Genomic DNA, 18,216 nt, shown 5'->3' on the forward strand with positions numbered 1-18,216 from the left:
CTTCTGTCACCGCTGGTCACGGTCGGGGCCCTCGCGCACCACGTCTCCGATGACGATGACCGCGGGCGGCTTGACGCCCTCGGCGCGTACCGTCTCGGCGACCGTGGCGAGGGTCGCGTCGACGCGGCGCTGCGCGGCCGTCGTGCCCTCCTGGACGAGCGCGAGGGGGGTGGCGGGGTCCTTGCCGTGCGCGATCAGGGCCTCGGCGATCTTCCCTATCTTGTCGACGCCCATGAGGACGACGAGCGTGCCGGTCAGCCGGGCCATCGCGGCCCAGTCGACGAGCGAGCGCGGGTCGTCGGGGGCCACGTGCCCGCTGACGACCGTGAACTCGTGGGCGACGCCCCGGTGCGTGACCGGGATGCCGACCGCGCCGGGCACGGAGATCGAGCTGGAGATGCCGGGCACGACGGTCACCGGGATGCCCTCGGCGGCCAGCGCCTGCGCCTCCTCCATGCCGCGCCCGAAGACGTACGGGTCGCCGCCCTTGAGCCGGACGACGGCCTTGCCCTGCTTGGCGTGGTCGATGAGCGCCTGGTTGATGGCCTCCTGGACCATCTGCCGGCCGTACGGGATCTTCGCCGCGTCGATGACCTCGACGTGCGGGGGCAGTTCGTCGAGCAGGTCGCGGGGGCCGAGCCGGTCCGCGATGACGACGTCGGCCTCGGCGAGCAGGCGCCGGCCGCGGACCGTGATCAGGTCGGGGTCGCCGGGGCCGCCGCCGACGAGGGCGACGCCGGGGGTGTGCGGGCGCTCCAGGCTGACGGTGCCGTCGCGCAGGGCCTCCACCAGGGCGTCCCGGACGGCGGCCGTGCGGCGCGGGTCGCGGTCGGCGGCCTCCGCGGAGAGCACGGCGACGGTGACGCCCTCGGTGCGGCCGGTGGCCGGGGTCCAGGCGGTCGCCGCCTCCGCGTCGTCCGAGCGCACGCACCAGGTGCGGTCGCGCTCCGCTTCGGCCGACGCCCGCTCGTTCGCCGTGCGGTCGGCCGTGGCGATCAGGACGTACCAGGCGCCTTCGAGGTCGCCCTCCTCGTAACGGCGGCGCGTCCAGCGGATCTCGCCCGCGTCCGCCATCGCCTCCACGGAGGGGGTCGCCGAGGGGGAGATCAGGGTGATGTCCGCGCCGGCCGCGATCAGGGCGGGCAGCCTGCGCTGGGCCACCTGGCCGCCCCCGATCACGATCGTCTTACGGCCGGTCAGGCGCAGGCCCACCGGGTAGGCGGGGTGCCGGGTGGAGTGCGGGGCGGGGGGCATGTCGTACGGCTCCCTGGACTACGGGGTGGGGTGGTTTGACGTGCGGGTTCTTGGCTCGGCCCCACCTTATGCCTCTCCGGCGGGGGGAGGGTGGGTGCGGGGGAGGTTGACGGGGCGTGGGGCTGTCCTCCGCCTGCGGGCCGGTGGGGGCTGGTCGCGCAGTTCCCCGCGCCCCTGGGGAGTTCTCCGGCGGACGCCGCTTGCGGTACCGGATTGCGCAGTTCCCCGCGCCCCTGACGGGGCGCACCTGTGCGTGGTCGCCTTTCGGCCGGTGGCCGGTTGCTCGCGCAGTTCCCCGCGCCCCTGAGGGAGCGGGGCTTCGCCCCAGCTCCCCAGGGGAGGAGGTGGCGATGCAGTCGCCCCTCCGGCTCCCTCCGGGGGGAGGTGGCGACGCAGTCGCCCCGACAGGGGCGCGGGGAACTGCGCGAGAAGCCCCACCGGGCGAAAGGCGACGAACGATGGGCAGGCCCACCCACCCAGGGGCGCGGGGAACTGCGCGATCAGCCACGACGGAGGCGAGGGCGATCAAAACCACAGGCAGCCCCGCTCACCCATGGTCCCGCTCGCCGGAGGCCAGCCGTTACTTTTCGGTGACGCCCGCCGAGTCGAACGTGGCCACCTCATGCATCGCCCGCGCGGCACTCTGGACGATGGGCAGCGCCAGAAGCGCCCCCGTGCCCTCACCGAGCCGCAGGTCGAGGTCGACGAGAGGCCGCAGCCCGAGCTTGTTGAGCGCGGCGACATGCCCCGGCTCCGCACTGCGGTGCCCGGCGATGCACGCGGCGAGGACCTCCGGCGCGACGGCCCGCGCGACCAGCGCCGCCGCCCCCGCGCTGACCCCGTCGAGGATCACCGGCGTACGCAGCGACGCACCGCCGAGGAGCAGGCCGACCAGCGCCGCGTGCTCCAGGCCGCCGACCGCCGCGAGGACGCCGACCGGGTCCGCGGGATCGGGCTTGTGCAGGTCGAGGGCGCGCCGCACGACGTCCACCTTGCGGGCGTGCGTCTCGTCGTTGATGCCGGTGCCGCGCCCGGTGACCTCCGCCGGGTCCGCCTCCGTGTACACGGAGATCAGCGCGGCCGACGCCGTGGTGTTGGCGATGCCCATCTCACCGGTGAGCAGCGCCTTGTTGCCCGCGGCGACGAGATCGCGGGCGGTCTCGATGCCGACCTCGATCGCGGCCTTGACGTCCTCGCGGCTGAGCGCGGGCCCCGCGGTCATGTCGGCGGTGCCGGCCCGCACCTTGCGCGGCAGCAGCCCCGGCGTGGCGGGCAGTTCGGAGGCGACGCCCACGTCGATGACGCAGACCTCGGCGCCGACCTGGTTGGCGAACGCGTTGCAGACGGCGCCGCCGCCCAGGAAGTTGGCGACCATCTGGCCGGTCACTTCCTGCGGCCACGGCGTGACGCCCTGCGCGTGCACCCCGTGGTCACCGGCGAAGATCGCCACGGCGGCCGGTTCGGGGATGGGCGGCGGGCACATCCGGGACAGCCCGGAAAGCTGCGCGGAGATGATCTCCAGCATGCCGAGCGCGCCGGCCGGCTTGGTCATGCGCTTCTGCCGCTCCCACGCCTCACCGAGCGCCTTGGCGTCCAGCGGGCGGATGTTGGAGACGGTCTCGGCGAGCAGGTCGTGCGGGTCCTCGCCGGGCAGCGCGCGCCGCCCGTACGTCTCCTCGTGCACGACCCACGACAGCGGGCGCCGCTTGGACCAGCCGGCCTGCATCAGCTCGGGCTCGTCCGGGAACTCGTCGACGTATCCGACGCACAGGTACGCCACGACTTCGAGGTGCTCGGGCAGCCCCAGCGTACGGACCATCTCGCGCTCGTCGAAGAACGAGACCCAGCCGACGCCGAGGCCCTCGGCGCGGGCGGCGAGCCACAGGTTCTCGACGGCGAGCGCGGAGGAGTACGGCGCCATCTGCGGCTGCGTGTGGCGGCCGAGGGTGTGCCGGCCGCCCCGGGTCGGGTCGGCGGTGACGACGATGTTGACCGGGGTGTCGAGGATGGCCTCGATCTTCAGTTCCTTGAACTGCTTGGCGCGGCCCTTGGGCAGGGACTTGGCGTACGCGTCACGCTGGCGCATGGCCAGTTCGTGCATCGTGCGCCGGGTCTCGGCGGAGCGGATCACGACGAAGTCCCAGGGCTGCGAGTGGCCCACGGAGGGCGCCGTGTGGGCGGCCTCCAGGACGCGCAGCAGGACCTCGTGCGGGATGGGGTCGCCGCGGAAGCCGTTGCGGATGTCGCGGCGTTCGCGCATGACGCGCAGGACGGCCTCGCGCTCGGCGTCCGCGTAGCCGGGGGCGGCCGGGCCCTGCTCCGGGGCGTCCTGCGGGGCGGCGGGGGCGTGGGTGCCGACCTCGATGACGTCCGGCTCGTCCTCGGCGACGGCCTCGCGGGGCGCGGGGACGGCGGCGGGCGCGTCGGGCGCGGGCTGGTGCAGCGGCACGCCGTCAGCGGTCTGCTGCGCGACGGGCGCGTCGCCCTCGGCGTGCTGCGCCGCCTCGGGGAACACGGGGTGCGGCTGCTGCGCGGGGGCCTCGGCGGGCTCCTCGTCGATGACGACGGCGAGCGGCTGCCCGTCGGCGCCGAGGGCGATGGCGTGCGGCTGCCCGTCGGCGACCGGGGCGACCGGCTGCTCCTCGGGCGCGAGGGTCGCGGCGGGCTCGACGGCCTCGACGGGCTCGACGGGCGCCTCGGGCTCCGGCGCGGGCTCCTGGCCCGGGTCCACCGGTTGGGCGGCGACAGCGTCCTCGGCGGCGGGCGCCGGGGCCTCCTGCGGCTCCTCGGCCACGGGGGGCGCGGGCACCGCCTGGACGGCCTCGGCCTGGGGCGCGGGCTCGGGCTGCGCGTCCACGGCCACCGGCTGCGGCTGGGCCTGCGGGGCGGCCTCGGCGGCGACCGGGGCGTCCGGCGCCTGCGGGGCCTGGGCCTCGGTTACCTGCGGTGCGTCCTGCGCCTCGGCGGCGACCGGCTCGGCCTGCGCCTGCTCCGGCGCGTCCGCCTCAGGGGCGACGGGCTCAGCGACCGGCACGGCGGCCGGTGCGATGCCCTGCTCGGGGGTCTGCTCCGGGGTCTGCTCGGGAGCAGGCGCCGCGACCGGCTGCCCCTGCGCGTCCACGGCGGCGGCGACGGCCTGTGCCTCCGCCGCGACGGCGACGGCCTGTGCCTCCGCCGCGACGGCGACCGGCTGGGCCTGCGCCTCGGCGGCTACCGGCTGACCGGGCGCCTCCGTGTCACCGGGCACCGCGCCCGCCTGCGGCTCGGCCTGAGCCGGCTCCTGGGCGGCCACGGCACCGCCGTCCACGATCCCGGCGTCCACACCAGCCGCGACCGCTTCCGGCTGCTCCCCCGGCGCCTCGGCGGCCCGCGGCGCCTGACCGGCGTCCGCGGGAACGGCCTCGGCCGGGGCGGCGGGAGCCTGCGCCTGCTCGGCGACAGCTTCAGCCTCGGCCGGGGCCGGGGCCTGGGCATGCGGCTGCGCCGGGGCCTCCGGCTCCGGCGGGACCTGGAAGGGCTGCGGCGGCGTCGGCGCGAGGTGCGGGGTCGTCGGGACCGAGCCCTCGACCGGCACGAACTGCCCGAGCGGCGCGGCCTGCTGCGCGTACTGCGCCTGCCCGGCCTGCGGGGCGGCGCCCTGACCGGCGTACGCGGCGGCCGGGGTGAACTCCTGGGTGGCCGGGACGACCGTTTCTGCGCCGCCCTGCGGGGACGCCTCGGCCGGCTGCCACGGCGCCCCGCCCTGCGGCGGGATGTCCAGGTACTCGGGGCCCGTGGTGGGCGGCCCGGCCTGGCGTACGGGCATGGGGTGCGGCGGCGTCTGCTGCGCGGGGCCGCGGTCGGCGAGCGAACGCACCGGGCTCGCCGCGTTGTCCGGGACCGGCGGGCCCATGTGCAGCGGGCGGCGCTGGCCGCCCTGGCTCGCGTGGGCGGGCGGCGGGGTGTGCAGGGCGCCGAGGTCGTGGTGGCCGCTGTCGCGGCCGCCCGTCTCGTGCGGGCCCGGCTCGTGCGCCTGCGGCGGCTGGGGAGCGGCCTGCGGCTGGCCCCAGGCGCCCTGCGAACCGGGCATCAGCAGCAGCTCGTCGTCCTCCGCCACGGCGTCGGCGGGATCGAGGTAGGTGTACGCCCCCGGAGCGGCGACGCCCGGCTGGTCCACCGTGCCTGCGTTCTCCGGCAGCCCTTCGCCCGGAAACTGACCGGTGTCGGTCATGCCTACCCCTCGCCCATCGATGAGAACTTCCTGGCCGCCCCCGGCCGATCGCCGGAGATGCAACCCCCTTGACCGGAGCGGCGCGTGGCCGCCCGTCATGAAGAACGAGCGCGCGCGCCGCGCGGCACGAACCGCTCCGGACAACTGGCATTGTCCCGGGCGGATCGCCGCTGTGGCCAAGAGATCGGCCACGGCTTTCTGTGGACTGCGCCACGTTGCGCGTCCTCCGGTCGTCGCCGTACCACACGCGTCCCGTATCTGGCGCGTTTTCAGGACATTGGCGTACGAAAAACCGGGTGTCCTGGTGCGGTGCAACGATCGGCCAGCCTACCGCGCGTGCCCGGCCCCCAGGGTCACGGGTGGCGCTCGCGCAGGCGCGCGGACAGCACGAATCCGACGGCGCGTTCCTTCTCCGTCCAGGCGCGCGTGTCCAGTTCGACGGATTGGAGGAGGGCGCAGTCCACGTCGTACCCGTGTTCGGTCAGGTCCCGGCCGACGAGTTCGGCGGCGTCGCGTGTCGCGGCGTGCGTGACGATCCGCGCCGGGCGCCGGTCGGCGACGGCGGAGACGACGGTCGCTCCCCCGCCTCCGACCCGTACGACGTCGGGTTCGGGCAGGTTCTCCAGGACGTGCGGGGCGGTGCCGTGCACGATCTGGGCCTGGACACCGAAGCGGCGGGCGGCGGCGAGGGTGCGGGCGCAGGCGTCGGCGTCGCGGTCGACGGCGATGACGGCGGCGCCGAACCGGGCGGCCTCGGCGGTGAAGGCGCCGCTGCCGCTGCCGATGTCCCAGACGAGGTCGCCGGTGCGGGGGCCGAGGCAGGCCAGTTGGGCGGCGCGGAGCTGTTCGCTCTCGCCCTCGCCGAGGGGGCCGGCGTACTCGGTGCAGGGCAGCGCCCAGCCGCGCGGTCCCGTGTCGGGGTCGCCGCCCATGAACCAGCCACCGTCCTCGCGGGCGCCGGCGACGGGCCCGCCGATGACGATGACGACGTTGGGGTCGCGCCAGCTGTGGTCGGCGGCCTTGTCGGAGGTGACGACGGAGACCTGCTCGCGGGAGGTGCCCAGTTCCTCGCAGATGACGAAGGTGCGGTGGACGCCTTCGAGGAGCAGCCCGAGTTCGGCGGGGCCCGCGCCGGGCGAGGTGAGGACGGCGACCTTGGGGTGGGCGCGGCACACGTTGACCGCGCGGCGCAGGGTGCGCCGGTGGGCGACGACGACCTGGGCGTCGTCCCAGGGCATCCCGGCGCGGGCGAAGGCCTGGGCGACGGCGGAGACGGCGGGGACGACCTCGACCTCAAGGCCGTACTGGGGTGCGCGCAGGGTCCGTACGACGCCGAAGAAGCCGGGGTCGCCGTCGGCGAGGACGACGGCGGTGCCGCGGTGGGCGGTGATGCGGCGGGCGGCTAGGGAGACGCTGCCGAGCCTGACGCGTTCGGCGTGCGCGGGCACCTCGGGCAGGGCGAGGTGGTGGGCGGCTCCGGCCACGAGGGTGGCCGCGCCGAGCGCGGAGCGGGCGGCCGCGGTCAGTGGCGAGCCGTCCCAGCCGATCACCGTGACCCGGTCGGCCATCGTCGTCAGTCTCCAGAGGGGTGCGGTGGGCGTACGTGAGCGGGTCGCCGCCGGTGGCAGGGGCCGGGCGGAGCACCGTGAGCGTACCTGCTGCCGCTGCTGCTGGTGACTGTGCGGGGGGGTCAGTTCCAGTCGGAGAACGCGGTGAAGCCGCCGGCCTCGGCGAGCTGCTCGGTGACGCCGTCGAGGTCTTCGGGGAGCAGGCTCCAGACGATGAAGTCGGTGCGCGTCTCGGCCCAGGTGCCGTCCTCGGTGCGGGTGCGCGCTATGCAGGCGTTGCGCAGGACGCCCTCGCTGATGCAGCCGATCTTCTGCGCGACCTGCTGGGAGGCGGTGTTGTCGGCGGCGGTGCGCAGTTCGATGCGCTCCATGTCCTGGTCGCGGAAGAGCCACTGGGCGGTGGCGAGCGCGGCCTCGGAGGCGTAGCCCTCGCCGCGGGCCCAGGGGGCGACGATGTAGGACAACTCGGTGGAGCGGACGTGCCAGTTGGTCTTGGTGAGCTGGACGACGCCGACCAGACGCTGCGTCAGGAACTCGGTGACGGCGAGGTCGAGGCCGGTTCCGGCGGCGTGCTCGCGCGGCGCGTACTCGGTGATCCAGCGGCGGGCGCCGTCCTCGGTGAAGGGCTGCGGGACGTCGGTCCAGGCGGCGACCAGCTCGTCGTTCATCATCGCGGCCAGGGAGGGGACGTCGTCCTCGTCGAGCGGACGCAGCACCAAGCGCTCCGTGCTGATGGAGATCTCGGGGAAGGTGTTCGTCATGCGCCGCTCCGTAACCTTCGTGGCCGCCCGCGTGCCTCGTGCCGGCCGGGGGTGAAGTGCCCAGCATGCAGCATGCAGGCACGTAACTGCACATGGGGGCCGCTCCCGTTGCCGGGTGCGGCCCCCATGGAGGCGCTCACGCGAACACGGGTCAGAACGAGGGCAGGACCGAGCCCTTGTACTTGTCCTCGATGAACTTCTTGACCTCGGGCGAGGTCAGGAGCTTGGCGAGCTTCTTGACGCGCGGGTCGTCCTCGTTGCCCTCCTTGACGGCGAGCACGTTGTTGTACTTGTTGTTCTTCGCCGACTCCAGCGCGAGGGCGTCCTTGGCGGGCTTGAGGCCGGCGCCGATCGCGTAGTTGCCGTTGATGACGGCGCCGTCGACGTCCTTGAGGGAGCGCGGGGTCTGGGCGGCCTCGACCTCCTTGAAGGTGAGGTCCTTGGGGTTCTTCTCGATGTCCTGCGGGGTCGCGGTGGCCTCGGCGCCCTTCTTGAGGGTGATCAGGCCGTTGGCGGCGAGGAAGCGCAGGGCGCGGCTCTCGTTGTCGGCGTCGTTGGGCAGGGCGATGGTGCCGCCCTTCTTGATGCCGGAGAGCTTGTCGGCCTTCTGCGAGTACAGGCCGAGGGGCTCCAGGTGGACCGTGGCGACGGACTTGAGGTGCGTGCCGTTCTTCTTGTTGAAGTCTTCCAGGTAGGGCACGGTCTGGAAGTAGTTGGCGTCGACCGAGCCGTCCTCGGTGGCGTTGTTCGGCTGGACGTAGTCCGTGAACTCCTTGACCTCCAGCTTGAGGCCGGCCTTCTTCGCCAGGTTGTCCTTGATGTAGTTGAGGACCTCGGCGTGCGGGACGGGGGTCGCGGCGACGACCAGCGGGTCGGACGCCTTGGCCTTGGAGTCGCCCTTCTCGGAGCCGCAGGCCGAAAGGCCGAGGGTGAGGGCGCCGGTGGCGAGGACAGCAGCGGTGATCTTGGTGGTGTTACGCACGAAAAGTGCCTTTCTCCATGGGTGGTGCACCCGCCGGGTGGGGCGGGGAGTCCGGGGTGAGGTCAGAGGGTCTTGGCGGGGCTCGCCTCGGCGGCGGTCCCGTTCGCCTCGGTGGTGAGGGGGCCGCGGGTGCGGAAGCCGCCGAAGGCGCGGAAGCGCAGCGGTTCGCCGCCCTTGCCGGCGCGGCGGTGCAGGACGCGGGCCGCGCTGTCGCCGGCGAACTGGATCACGGCGATGGCGACCGCGAGCACGGCCACGATGATCCACATCATGTTCGTCTCGAACCGCTGGTAGCCGTAGCGGATGGCGAGGTCGCCGAGGCCGCCGGCGCCGACCGTGCCGGCCATCGCGGTGTAGCCGATGATGGCGACGACGGTCGTGGTGGTGGCCGAGATCAGCGAGGGCAGCGACTCGGGTACGAGGACCTTGCGTACGACGGTCCAGGTGTTGCCGCCCATCGACTGCACGGCCTCCACGAGACCGCCGTCGACCTCGCGCACCGAGGTCTCCACGAGCCGGGCGAAGAACGGGATGGCGCCGATGGCGAGCGGCACGATCGCGGCGTCCCGGCCGATGGTGGTGCCGACGACCCAGCGGGTGAACGTCATCAGCGCGACCATGAGGATGATGAAGGGCATCGAGCGGACGATGTTGACGATCTGCCCGATGACCTTGTTGGCGAAGCTGTTCTGGAGCAGGCCGCCGCGGTCGGTGAGGACGAGCAGGATGCCGAGCGGGAGCCCGCCGACGACGGCGATCAGCGTGGACCAGCCGACCATGTAGAGGGTGTCCCAACACGCCTGCGACAGCAGCGGCTGTATCTCCGACCACGTCACTTGGTGACACCTTCCTTCAGCAGTACGGGCTGCTCGTCCCGGCGCGGTCCGCCGTCGACGATCTCGACCTGGAGGCCCTGCTCGCGCAGGAAGCCGACGGGCACGACGTTGTCCTCGTAGCGGCCGGGCAGTTCGATGCGCATGCGGCCGACCTGCTTGCCGGCGACGGTGTCCATCGCGGCGCCCAGGATCGAGATGTCGATGTTGTAGGTGCGGGCGAGCTGGGAGACGACGGGCTGGGTCGCGGACTCGCCGTGGAAGGTGACGTCGATGACCGTGCGGTCCTCGCCGGAGGCGTCGCCGCTGACCGGGAAGAGGGCGGCGGCGAGTTCGGAGCCGGGGGTGGCGAGGAGTTCGCTGACCGTGCCGGACTCGACGACGCGGCCGTGCTCCATGAGGGCGGCGGAGTCGCAGACGGTCTTGACGACGTCCATCTCGTGGGTGATGAGCAGGACGGTCAGGCCGAGCTGCCGGTTGAGGTCGCGCAGCAGCTGGAGGATGGAGCGGGTGGTCTCCGGGTCCAGGGCGCTGGTGGCCTCGTCGGACAACAGGACCTTGGGGTCGCCGGCGAGGGCGCGGGCGATGCCGACGCGCTGCTTCTGGCCGCCGGAGAGCTGGGCGGGGTAGGACCTGGCCTTGTCGGCGAGACCGACGAGGTCGAGCAGTTCCAGCGCCTTGGTGGAACGTTCCTTCCCCGACTTGCCGAGGATCTCCAGCGGCAGCTCGATGTTGTCCTGGACGGTGCGCGAGGACAGCAGGTTGAAGTGCTGGAAGACCATGCCGATGCGGCTGCGCGCCTCCCGCAGCTCCCGGCCCGCGCGGGGTCCGCGTCCGGCGAGGGCGGTGAGGTCCTGGCCGGCGACGGTGACGGTGCCGGAGGTGGGGCGTTCGAGCAGGTTCACGCAGCGGATCAGCGAGGACTTGCCGGCGCCGGACTGGCCGATGACGCCGCACACCTCGCCCTCGCGCACATGCAGGTCGACGCCGTCGAGGGCGGTGACCTCGCGTCCGCGCGAGCGGTAGACCTTGGTGAGGCCCTGAGTGGTGATCACGTGGGTATCCGTAGCTGTCGAGTGCGCGGCGCGGGTGGCGCCGGGCACGGGGCATTCGGTTCGGAACGTGCCAGGGTTCCGGGCGCGGCAGGCTCTCCCGGCCGGAAGGATCCGGCACCGCAGGAGGTACGGAGAAGCTGTGCGCGGGCAGGCCCGGTCACGTAGTCGAGCTGTTTCTCCCTGCGGAGTCACTCCCTACGGACGGGGCGCGCATGTCTCGCTTCGGGGCGCGGGACGGCAGGTGCGGGGGCCCTCAGAAGGCGCACATTCGACACATACAACGAGCACCGGGCGTCATCGTCGCCTCGGTCGCAAGGGTGCGGCTGCTCGTCGTGGTCATGCGGGCAAGTAAAGCAGAAGTGAGGGCGCTCACCGCCACCGCTGTCCGAATAGCGGACAGCGGTGGACGGGACCGGCGGGCCGCTCAGACGGCCGCGGTGATCTCCACGCCCGTGTCCGTGACCAGTGCTGACAGGGCCGACAGGTCGGGCACGACGGCGTCGGCGGTCAGCTCGGTCGCGGTGTGCGTTGTGGTCAACGCCACGGTCCGCATACCGGCCGCGCGGCCCGCCGCGAGCCCGGCCGGGGCGTCCTCGAAGACCACGCAGCGCGCCGGGTCCGCGCCCAGCTTGGCGGCGGCCAGCAGGAACGGCTCGGGGTCGGGCTTGCCGCGCGTGATGTCGTCGGCGGCGATCAGCAGCGGCGGCTCGATGCCGACGGCGGCGAGCCGGGCCTCGGCGAGACGGCGGGTGGCGGAGGTGACGACGGCCCAGCGTCCGGCGGGCAGGGAGGCGAGCAGGTCGAGCGTGCCGGGCAGGGCGTGGGTGCCGCCGTGGGGCACGTCCTCGACCTCCAGGTCCTCGATGCGGGCGACGGCGCCGGGGACCGCCTCCGGGGGCAGCAGATCGGCGACGATCTCGGCGGCGGGGCGGCCGTGCAGCTCCACGGCGGCGAACGCCCCGGCGGTGATCCCGTACTCCTGCGCCCACCGGGTCCAGCAGCGGTACACCGACTCCAGGGAGGAGAGGAGCGTTCCGTCGTTGTCGAACAGCAGGGCGTCAGCGTGGATCTTCATGCCTCCCGAGCGTACGGGGCGGGCCGGGGGCGAGCGCATCGGGCCTTTTGGCCCGTAATAGGCTCACGGCCATGCTTGATGCCCTGACCCTCGTGACGGGTCTCGCCGCGCTCGCGCTGGCGGCCTGGTGCGGCTACGCCGCGTACCGCGACCAGTCGACCAAGGACTGGCACTTCATCGGCATGGCCGTGGTGTCGGTGCTGGCGCTCGCGCAGCTCGTCATCGGGATCGTGCAGCTCGCGCGGGGCGAGAAGCCCGAGCAGGGCACGACGATCTTCGTGGCGTATCTGATCGGGGCGTTCGCGTGCGTGCCCGTGACGGGCTTCATGTCGCTGACCGAGCGGACCCGCTGGGGCTCGGCGACGGTCGCGGCGGGCGGGGTCGTCCTCGCCGTCCTCGAAGTACGGCTTTTCGACATCTGGGGAGGATGAGGTGACGGTGACCTCTTCGGACCGCACGCCGGGCAAGGGCACGGACACGGGCACGGACGCCGGCGCGGCCAAGGACACGGGCAAGGACACGGGCAAGGCGCGGGGCAGGCGGCTGATCGGCGGTCCCGGCATGCTCCTCGTGTGGCTCTACGGGGTCATGGTCGTCGGCGCGGTCTCGCGCTCGGCGGTGCAGATCTCCACCGAGTTCGGCAAGGCCCCGCTCGCCTACTCGCTGTCCGCGCTCGCCGGGATCGTGTACGGCTTCATCACGTACACCCTGGTCCGGGGCGGGGAGACGGCGCGCAGGGCCGCGTTCGTGTGCTGCGCGCTGGAGCTGGCGGGGGTGCTGATCGTGGGCACGTGGACACTGGTGGAGCCGTCGGCGTTCCCGGACGCGACCGTCTGGTCGGACTACGGGATGGGCTATCTGTTCATCCCCGTACTGCTGCCGCTGACGGCCATGTACTGGCTGCGCAAGGGCGTGCTGCGGCAGGAACGGCCGGAGGCGGCTTGAGCCGGGACCGGTGCGAGCCGGAGAGGCCCGAGCCGGGGGCGCGGTGGGTGCGCCCCCGGATGCCCCGGATGTGTCAGGCGCTGGCGGCGAAGGCGCCCGCCCGCGCCTCCTTGGCGAGGGTGACCATGGTGAGCCGGTCGTCCACGCGCTCGGTCCTGACCTGCGCGTAGCCGTGGCGGCGGTACAGGCGCAGGTTGTGCTCGCTGCGGTGGCCGGTCAGGAGCTGGAAGCGGCGGGCGGTGCCGGACGCGCCGAGTTCGTCCTCGATGGCGGCGAGCAGCCGGCCGCCGAGCCCGTGCCGCCGCAGCCTCGGGTGGACGACGAGCTTGCCGATGCTCGCCGTGCCGTCCGCGTCGACGGCGGCGCGCACGGAGGCGACCACCTCGTCGCCGAGGCGGGCCACGAGCACGGTGCCGCCCCGCAGTTCGGCCCGGATCGAGTCGAGGGTCTGGGTCAGCGGCTCGATCGAGTAGTCCCCGTAGAGCTGTGCCTCGCTCTGGAAGCAGAGGTACTGCAGTTTGAGGATCTGCTCGGCGTCCGCATCGGTCGCCGCAGAGATGGTCACGCTCATGCCCATGTGTGCATGCCTCCCGCTCACCTGTCCGCCGGTTGTTGCCCAGCCTTTTCCCTACGCGCTCGGGGCGCAACCTCGGCGGCGAGGATTCTGCGCAGGCATCCCAGACATCTGGAACGTTCCGGCCCAAGACTGCCCTGTGAGATACCCAACTCGCCTGCGATTTCACGGTAAGTGAGGTCATCCGGGGACAGCATCGCGCCGATCAGGCGCGGGCAGCGGCCGGGCAGTCTGCGGATGGCTCCGCGCAGGGCGCGGGCCCGCTCACCGGCGAGGGTGCGGTGTTCGGGGTCGAAGTCGGCGCGCTCGGCGGCGGGTTCGGCCGCGTACGGCAGTTCGCTGCGGGCGGTGCGGTGCAGGCCGCGGGCCTCGGCGCGGACGGCGGCGGTGACCCAGGCGGCGGGGTCGGCGGGCGGGCCCTGCGCGGCGAGGCGTTCCAGGAGGCGCACCCAGACGGCCTGTTCGGTGTCGGCGGCCTCGGCGGCGGGCAGTTCGGCGCGGACCTCGGCCGCGAGCAGGGGCCGCAGGGTGTCGAACACGGTGGCGTGCGTCGTCGTCATGCACGGCGGGACGTGGCCGACCGGGGCGCCGGTTGCCCGGGCGGCCACGCCTCACTCCAACCGGCAGCGGCGGCTCAGCCGTTGACGAAGTCCTCGCGGGCGAGGAGCGCGGTGTCGCAGTTGTCGGAGAAGACACCGTCGATACCGGTCGCGTAGTACGCCTTGAACGCGCCGAAGGCGTCGCCGTACGCGTTCGGGTCGGTGCCCTTCTTGAAGTCGGCGGGCAGGAACGTGTTCTCGTTGCGCATCGTGTACGGGTGGAGGATCAGCCCGGCCGCGTGCGCGTCCTTGACGAGGGTGGTGGGCTCCTTGAGGCGGCCCGAGGCGTCCTTGGGGATGATCAGGTCCAGGGTCGGGCCGATGCCCTGGGCGTACGTGGCGATCTCGGCGAGGCCCTTGGGCGTGATGAGGTCGGCGACGGTGCGCGGGTCGCCGTTGTCGACGAAGTCGGCGGGCCGGGAGCCCGCGGTGGAGAGCAGGACGGCCAGCGGGTTGCCGACGAGCTTGTTCATGCGCTGGAGGCTGGTCGGCTCGAACGACTGGATGATGACGGGCGAGTTCTTCTTGTGCAGGCCGTGCTTGCGCAGGATCCCGGCGAGCTTCGCCTCGACGTCGATGCCGAGCTTGCGGAAGTAGGTGGGGTGCTTGATCTCCGGGTAGATCCACACCTCGCGCCCGCGCCGGCGGCTCTGCTCGGCGCGCCAGGCGAGGACCTCCTCGAAGCTCGGGATCTCCCAGCGGCCGTCGTAGAGGGTGTTGTGCGGGCGGGTGGCGGGGATGCGCTCCTTGGCGCGCAGCGTCTTCAGCTCGGCGAGCGTGAAGTCCTCGGTGAACCAGCCGGTGGTGGAGACCCCGTCGAGCACCTTGGTGGTCTTGCGGGAGGCGAACTCGGGGTGCGCGGACACGTCCGTGGTGCCCCCGATCTCCGGCTCGTGGCGGCAGACGAGGTGTCCGTCCCTGGTGGGGACGAGGTCGCCGGCCTCGATGACGTGGGCGCCCATGTCGAGCGCGAGCTGGTACGAGCCGAGGGTGTGCTCGGGCCGGTAGCCGCTGGTGCCGCGGTGGGCGATGACGGTCGGCACGGGCAGGCTCCGGTAGCCCGCCCCGGCGTGATTCCCGCCACTCGCCCGCTCGGCGGCGCTCGCCGACCCGGGCACGCCGAGGGCCGCCGCGCCCGCGCCGAGCACCGCCGCGCCGAGCAGCGAGCGGCGCCCCACCGCCCGTACCGGCTGCTGCCCCTGTGCCGCCTGTGACGTCTCGTTCCCCATCAAGCACTCCTCCCGCCGAGCACGGCCCACCTGCTGCCTTGCACCTGTCAAAGCGGGACCGATCGTAGGTGGGCGGGAGTGACGAGCGGGAGACCTCGTGCGGAACGTCGGGCTGATGCGCGATGGCCGCCGGGTGACGCGGGCGCGCTCGCGGGGCTGTGGGGATGTCTTTTCCGTGTCAACTCCGCGTATCGAGTCGGTGAACCCGATGTGCGCGGGGTACCCGGCCGCGAGTATCGTCCTCACCTGCACAGACTTCACCCATACGTTCCTCGACACCGGAGGGCCCGTTGTCCCGCTTCGCGCTCATCAAGGCAGTGCTCGGACCGATCATGCGCCTGATGTTCCGCCCACAGGTGGAAGGCGCCGAGAACATCCCGGGCGAGGGTCCCGTCATCCTGGCGGGCAACCATCTGACGTTCATCGACTCGGTGATCCTGCCGGTCGTGTGCGACCGGCAGGTCTGCTTCATCGGCAAGGACGAGTACGTCACGGGCACGTCCCTCAAGGGCCGCCTGATGGCCTGGTTCTTCACCGGCGTCGGCATGATCCCGGTGGACCGGGACGGCGCCAACGGCGGGGTCGCGGCGCTGATGACGGGGCGCCGCATCCTCGAAGAGGGCAAGATCTTCGGCATCTACCCGGAGGGCACCCGCTCCCCCGACGGCCGCCTGTACCGGGGCCGTACCGGCATCGCGCGGCTGACGCTGATGACGGGCGCGCCGGTGGTGCCGTTCGCCATGATCGGTACGGACAAGCTGCAGCCGGGCGGCAAGGGCATGCCGCGTCCGGGCCGGGTGACGGTCCGCTTCGGCGAGCCGATGGAGTTCTCCCGCTACGAGGGCATGGACCGTGACCGCTATGTGCTGCGCGCGGTGACGGACTCCGTGATGGCCGAGGTCATGCGGCTCTCCGGGCAGGAGTACGTGGACATGTACGCCACGAAGGCCAAGGCCGCCTGAGCCCCACACCGCCGAAAAGGGCGTGGGCCCACCGGAGTTCGTCCGGTGGGCCCACGCCCTTCACGCGTTCTCGGCGCGCGCCGGGTCACTTCTCCAGGCGCTGGCCCCGGAGCATGAACCAGGCGGCGACGGCCGTGGCGAGCAGGACGGCGGAGCCGACACCGGCGGCCGTCTGGAGGCCGTCGACGAACGCGCCGCGCGCCGAGTCCAGCAGCTGCTGCGCCTGGGCCGCGGGCAGCGCGGACGCGGACTCGACGGCACCGCCCAGCGACTCGTGCGCCGCCGACGCCACCTCGGCCGGGGTGCCGGCCGGGGCGGTGAAGCCCGCGTAGACGCTGGTGACGATCGAGCCGAGCAGGGCGATGCCGAGCGCGGCCCCCAGCTCGTACGCCGTCTCGGAGACCGCGGACGCGGCGCCCGCCTGCTCCTTGGGCACGCTGGAGAGGATGACGTCGGCGGTCACGGTGAACGAGAACCCGGCGCCGACACCGACGACGAGCAGCACCGCGCCGAGCAGCGGGTACCCGGTGTGCTCGCTCAGCGTCGTCAGGGTGGCGAGCGCGAGGCCCATCGCGGCGAGCCCGCCCGCGACGACGGACCGTACGGAGAAGCGGCGCGCGACGACTCCGGCGAGCAGACCGGCGACCACCGCACCGACGGCGGCGGGCAGTTCGGCGAGGCCGGCCTGCAACGGCTGGCGGCCCTGGACCAGTTGGAGGAACTGCGACAGGAAGAAGATCAGGCCCGCGAGGCCGAGGATGGTCAGCAGGTCGGCGAGGACCGCGCCGGAGAAGCCGCGGTGCTTGAACAGGCCCATGTCCAACAGCGGCGCCTCCAGGCGGAACTGACGGCGCACGAAGCACGCCAGCGCGGCGACACCGATGACGGCGGTGGCGGCGACGGGCCAGCCGAAGCCGTGGGCGGCGGCCTCCTTGACCGCGTACACGACACCGATCATGCCGACGAGGGAGAGGCCGACGCTGGCCAGGTCCCAGGGGCCGGGCACCGGGTTCTTCGACTCGGGGATGAGCTTCGCGCCGACGAGGACGAGGATCGCCATGACGGGCAGGTTGATCAGGAAGACCGAGCCCCACCAGAAGTGCTCCAGCAGGAAGCCGCCGACGACCGGGCCGACCGCCGCGCCCGCCGAGGCCATCGCGCCCCAGATGCCGACGGCGACGGACCGCTCGCGCGGGTCGTGGAACATGTTGCGGATGAGGGCGAGCGTGGACGGCATGAGGGTGGCGCCCGCGACGCCGAGCAGGGCGCGCGCGAGGATCATCATCTCGGGGCTGGTCGCGTACGCGTTGAGCACGGAGACCGCGCCGAACGCGACGGCGCCCGTCAGCAGCAGCTTCTTGCGGCCGATGCGGTCGCCGAGGCTGCCCATGGAGACGAGGAGTCCGGCGATGACGAACGAGTAGACGTCGCCGATCCACAGCAACTGGGTGCCGGTCGGCGCCAGGTCCTCGCTGATGTAGGGGGTGGCGAGGCCGAGGACCGTCGCGTCCACGGCGACGAGCAGCACCGCGAGCACGAGGACGGAGAGGGCGAGCCACCGGCCGGGGCGCGTCACCACCTCCGCCGCGGGAGTGCGCTGCTGTGTGCTGGTCATGGTTCCACGCTCCGTCGTGCGCCGCCGAGCAGCAGCTCGGCGATCATGTGGGTGAAGTCGTTGGCCGCGAGGCGGCCGTCCTGGATGGCCCATGCGGCGCCACCGACGAGGCTGTAGAGCGCTTCGGTGAGCCAGGCCGGGCTGAGGTCGATCCGGAACTCGCCCGTCTGCTGGCCGCGCCGGAACAGCGCGGCGATCCGGGCGTCGAGGCGGGCCCAGCCCTCGTTCTGCTCGTCGCCCTCGAACAACTGGTTCTCGGTGGCGAGGAAGGCGAGCAGCGGGGCGCTGGACTCGAACTCGTGGATCATGCGGCGCAGCGCGTCCTCGGCGGGGCCCTCGTCGAGCCGGGCCCGCTCCAGCGCGCTCTCGCACTCCTGGATGCCGAGGTCCTCCAGCGCGCGCACCAGCGCGTCGCGGCCCGCGAAGTGGCGGTGCAGCGTGGCGCGGCTGGTGCCGGCGGCCCGGGCCACCTCGTCCATCGTGGCGGTGGACTTGCGGGTGAACAGGGCGGCGGCGGTGCGCAGCATGTGGGAACGGTCGACGGCCATGAGACG

At 73.2% G+C, this 18,216-nt stretch carries 16 protein-coding genes; 3 read left to right on the forward strand and 13 right to left on the reverse strand.

Annotation, left to right across the window (positions count from 1 at the left end; genetic code table 11):
• Nucleotides 1–6: 6 nt before the first annotated feature.
• From cobA to ACZ7LY_RS15415, 8 genes are all read right to left on the reverse strand, one after another.
• On the reverse strand, nucleotides 7–1,254 hold the full coding sequence (gene cobA, locus ACZ7LY_RS15380; protein WP_471625064.1) for a uroporphyrinogen-III C-methyltransferase: 1,248 nt from the start codon (nucleotides 1,252–1,254) through the stop codon (nucleotides 7–9).
• 580 nt (nucleotides 1,255–1,834) lie between these two features.
• Entirely contained in the window at nucleotides 1,835–5,464 is a 3,630-nt protein-coding gene (cobT, locus tag ACZ7LY_RS15385) for a nicotinate-nucleotide--dimethylbenzimidazole phosphoribosyltransferase (protein WP_471625065.1), read from the reverse strand.
• Between the two features lie 353 nt (nucleotides 5,465–5,817).
• Nucleotides 5,818–7,032: a precorrin-6y C5,15-methyltransferase (decarboxylating) subunit CbiE gene (gene cbiE / locus ACZ7LY_RS15390; protein ID WP_471625066.1), complete on the reverse strand. Its 1,215-nt coding sequence runs from the start codon at nucleotides 7,030–7,032 to the stop codon at nucleotides 5,818–5,820.
• Nucleotides 7,033–7,154: 122 nt separating this feature from the next.
• Nucleotides 7,155–7,793: a GNAT family N-acetyltransferase gene (locus tag ACZ7LY_RS15395; RefSeq protein WP_471625067.1), complete on the reverse strand. Its 639-nt coding sequence runs from the start codon at nucleotides 7,791–7,793 to the stop codon at nucleotides 7,155–7,157.
• 151 nt (nucleotides 7,794–7,944) lie between these two features.
• Complete coding sequence (locus ACZ7LY_RS15400) at nucleotides 7,945–8,775, reverse strand: MetQ/NlpA family ABC transporter substrate-binding protein (RefSeq protein WP_471625068.1); 831 nt, start codon at nucleotides 8,773–8,775, stop codon at nucleotides 7,945–7,947.
• 62 nt (nucleotides 8,776–8,837) lie between these two features.
• On the reverse strand, nucleotides 8,838–9,611 hold the full coding sequence (locus tag ACZ7LY_RS15405) for a methionine ABC transporter permease (RefSeq protein ID WP_471625069.1): 774 nt from the start codon (nucleotides 9,609–9,611) through the stop codon (nucleotides 8,838–8,840).
• Complete coding sequence (locus tag ACZ7LY_RS15410; protein ID WP_471625070.1) at nucleotides 9,608–10,663, reverse strand: methionine ABC transporter ATP-binding protein; 1,056 nt, start codon at nucleotides 10,661–10,663, stop codon at nucleotides 9,608–9,610. Before ACZ7LY_RS15410 ends, ACZ7LY_RS15405 begins: the two co-directional genes overlap by 4 nt.
• Before the next feature lie 424 nt (nucleotides 10,664–11,087).
• Nucleotides 11,088–11,738: an HAD-IA family hydrolase gene (locus ACZ7LY_RS15415; RefSeq protein ID WP_471625071.1), complete on the reverse strand. Its 651-nt coding sequence runs from the start codon at nucleotides 11,736–11,738 to the stop codon at nucleotides 11,088–11,090.
• A gap of 71 nt (nucleotides 11,739–11,809) precedes the next feature.
• Here ACZ7LY_RS15415 and ACZ7LY_RS15420 point away from each other — a divergent pair, with 71 nt between their 5' ends.
• Nucleotides 11,810–12,169 carry a hypothetical protein gene (locus ACZ7LY_RS15420; protein ID WP_471625072.1) on the forward strand — a complete coding sequence of 120 codons (360 nt, stop codon included), beginning with the start codon at nucleotides 11,810–11,812 and terminating at the stop codon, nucleotides 12,167–12,169.
• 130 nt (nucleotides 12,170–12,299) lie between these two features.
• A complete protein-coding gene (locus ACZ7LY_RS15425; protein WP_471625187.1) occupies nucleotides 12,300–12,683 on the forward strand; it encodes a hypothetical protein in 384 nt (127 codons plus the stop codon).
• Between the two features lie 73 nt (nucleotides 12,684–12,756).
• Here the strand turns inward: ACZ7LY_RS15425 and ACZ7LY_RS15430 are convergent, their stop codons facing one another.
• The 3 genes from ACZ7LY_RS15430 to ACZ7LY_RS15440 form a co-directional block, all read right to left on the reverse strand.
• Nucleotides 12,757–13,260, reverse strand: a complete 504-nt coding sequence (locus ACZ7LY_RS15430) for a GNAT family N-acetyltransferase (RefSeq protein WP_471625073.1) — start codon at nucleotides 13,258–13,260, stop codon at nucleotides 12,757–12,759.
• 17 nt (nucleotides 13,261–13,277) lie between these two features.
• Nucleotides 13,278–13,817: an RNA polymerase sigma factor gene (locus ACZ7LY_RS15435; RefSeq protein WP_471625188.1), complete on the reverse strand. Its 540-nt coding sequence runs from the start codon at nucleotides 13,815–13,817 to the stop codon at nucleotides 13,278–13,280.
• 74 nt (nucleotides 13,818–13,891) lie between these two features.
• The gene (locus ACZ7LY_RS15440; protein WP_471625074.1) at nucleotides 13,892–15,085 is read right to left on the reverse strand and encodes a glycerophosphodiester phosphodiesterase; all 1,194 of its coding nucleotides are present in this window, start codon (nucleotides 15,083–15,085) and stop codon (nucleotides 13,892–13,894) included.
• Between the two features lie 341 nt (nucleotides 15,086–15,426).
• Here ACZ7LY_RS15440 and ACZ7LY_RS15445 point away from each other — a divergent pair, with 341 nt between their 5' ends.
• Nucleotides 15,427–16,047 carry a lysophospholipid acyltransferase family protein gene (locus ACZ7LY_RS15445; RefSeq protein WP_471625075.1) on the forward strand — a complete coding sequence of 207 codons (621 nt, stop codon included), beginning with the start codon at nucleotides 15,427–15,429 and terminating at the stop codon, nucleotides 16,045–16,047.
• An 85-nt stretch (nucleotides 16,048–16,132) separates the two neighbouring features.
• Here the strand turns inward: ACZ7LY_RS15445 and ACZ7LY_RS15450 are convergent, their stop codons facing one another.
• The gene (locus ACZ7LY_RS15450; protein WP_471625076.1) at nucleotides 16,133–17,662 is read right to left on the reverse strand and encodes an MFS transporter; all 1,530 of its coding nucleotides are present in this window, start codon (nucleotides 17,660–17,662) and stop codon (nucleotides 16,133–16,135) included.
• Entirely contained in the window at nucleotides 17,659–18,210 is a 552-nt protein-coding gene (locus ACZ7LY_RS15455; protein ID WP_471625077.1) for a TetR/AcrR family transcriptional regulator, read from the reverse strand. The genes ACZ7LY_RS15450 and ACZ7LY_RS15455 overlap by 4 nt, the downstream gene beginning before the upstream one ends.
• Between the last annotated feature and the right edge of the window lie 6 nt (nucleotides 18,211–18,216).

It is taken from the genome of Streptomyces sp. NPDC107550 (assembly GCF_055639095.1).

Excerpts from the sequence above, each read along its gene's own strand:
- cbiE (WP_471625066.1), bottom strand. The coding sequence starts at position 7,032 with ATGGCCGACCGGGTCACGGTGATCGGCTGGGACGGCTCGCCACTGACC.
- ACZ7LY_RS15420 (WP_471625072.1), top strand. The coding sequence starts at position 11,810 with ATGCTTGATGCCCTGACCCTCGTGACGGGTCTCGCCGCGCTCGCGCTG.
- ACZ7LY_RS15445 (WP_471625075.1), top strand. The coding sequence starts at position 15,427 with ATGTTCCGCCCACAGGTGGAAGGCGCCGAGAACATCCCGGGCGAGGGT.
- ACZ7LY_RS15435 (WP_471625188.1), bottom strand. The coding sequence starts at position 13,817 with ATGACGACGACGCACGCCACCGTGTTCGACACCCTGCGGCCCCTGCTC.
- ACZ7LY_RS15440 (WP_471625074.1), bottom strand. The coding sequence starts at position 15,085 with ATGGGGAACGAGACGTCACAGGCGGCACAGGGGCAGCAGCCGGTACGG.
- ACZ7LY_RS15395 (WP_471625067.1), bottom strand. The coding sequence starts at position 7,793 with ATGACGAACACCTTCCCCGAGATCTCCATCAGCACGGAGCGCTTGGTG.
- ACZ7LY_RS15455 (WP_471625077.1), bottom strand. The coding sequence starts at position 18,210 with ATGGCCGTCGACCGTTCCCACATGCTGCGCACCGCCGCCGCCCTGTTC.
- ACZ7LY_RS15430 (WP_471625073.1), bottom strand. The coding sequence starts at position 13,260 with ATGGGCATGAGCGTGACCATCTCTGCGGCGACCGATGCGGACGCCGAG.
- ACZ7LY_RS15450 (WP_471625076.1), bottom strand. The coding sequence starts at position 17,662 with ATGACCAGCACACAGCAGCGCACTCCCGCGGCGGAGGTGGTGACGCGC.
- ACZ7LY_RS15425 (WP_471625187.1), top strand. The coding sequence starts at position 12,300 with ATGCTCCTCGTGTGGCTCTACGGGGTCATGGTCGTCGGCGCGGTCTCG.
- cobA (WP_471625064.1), bottom strand. The coding sequence starts at position 1,254 with ATGCCCCCCGCCCCGCACTCCACCCGGCACCCCGCCTACCCGGTGGGC.
- cobT (WP_471625065.1), bottom strand. The coding sequence starts at position 5,464 with ATGACCGACACCGGTCAGTTTCCGGGCGAAGGGCTGCCGGAGAACGCA.
- ACZ7LY_RS15415 (WP_471625071.1), bottom strand. The coding sequence starts at position 11,738 with ATGAAGATCCACGCTGACGCCCTGCTGTTCGACAACGACGGAACGCTC.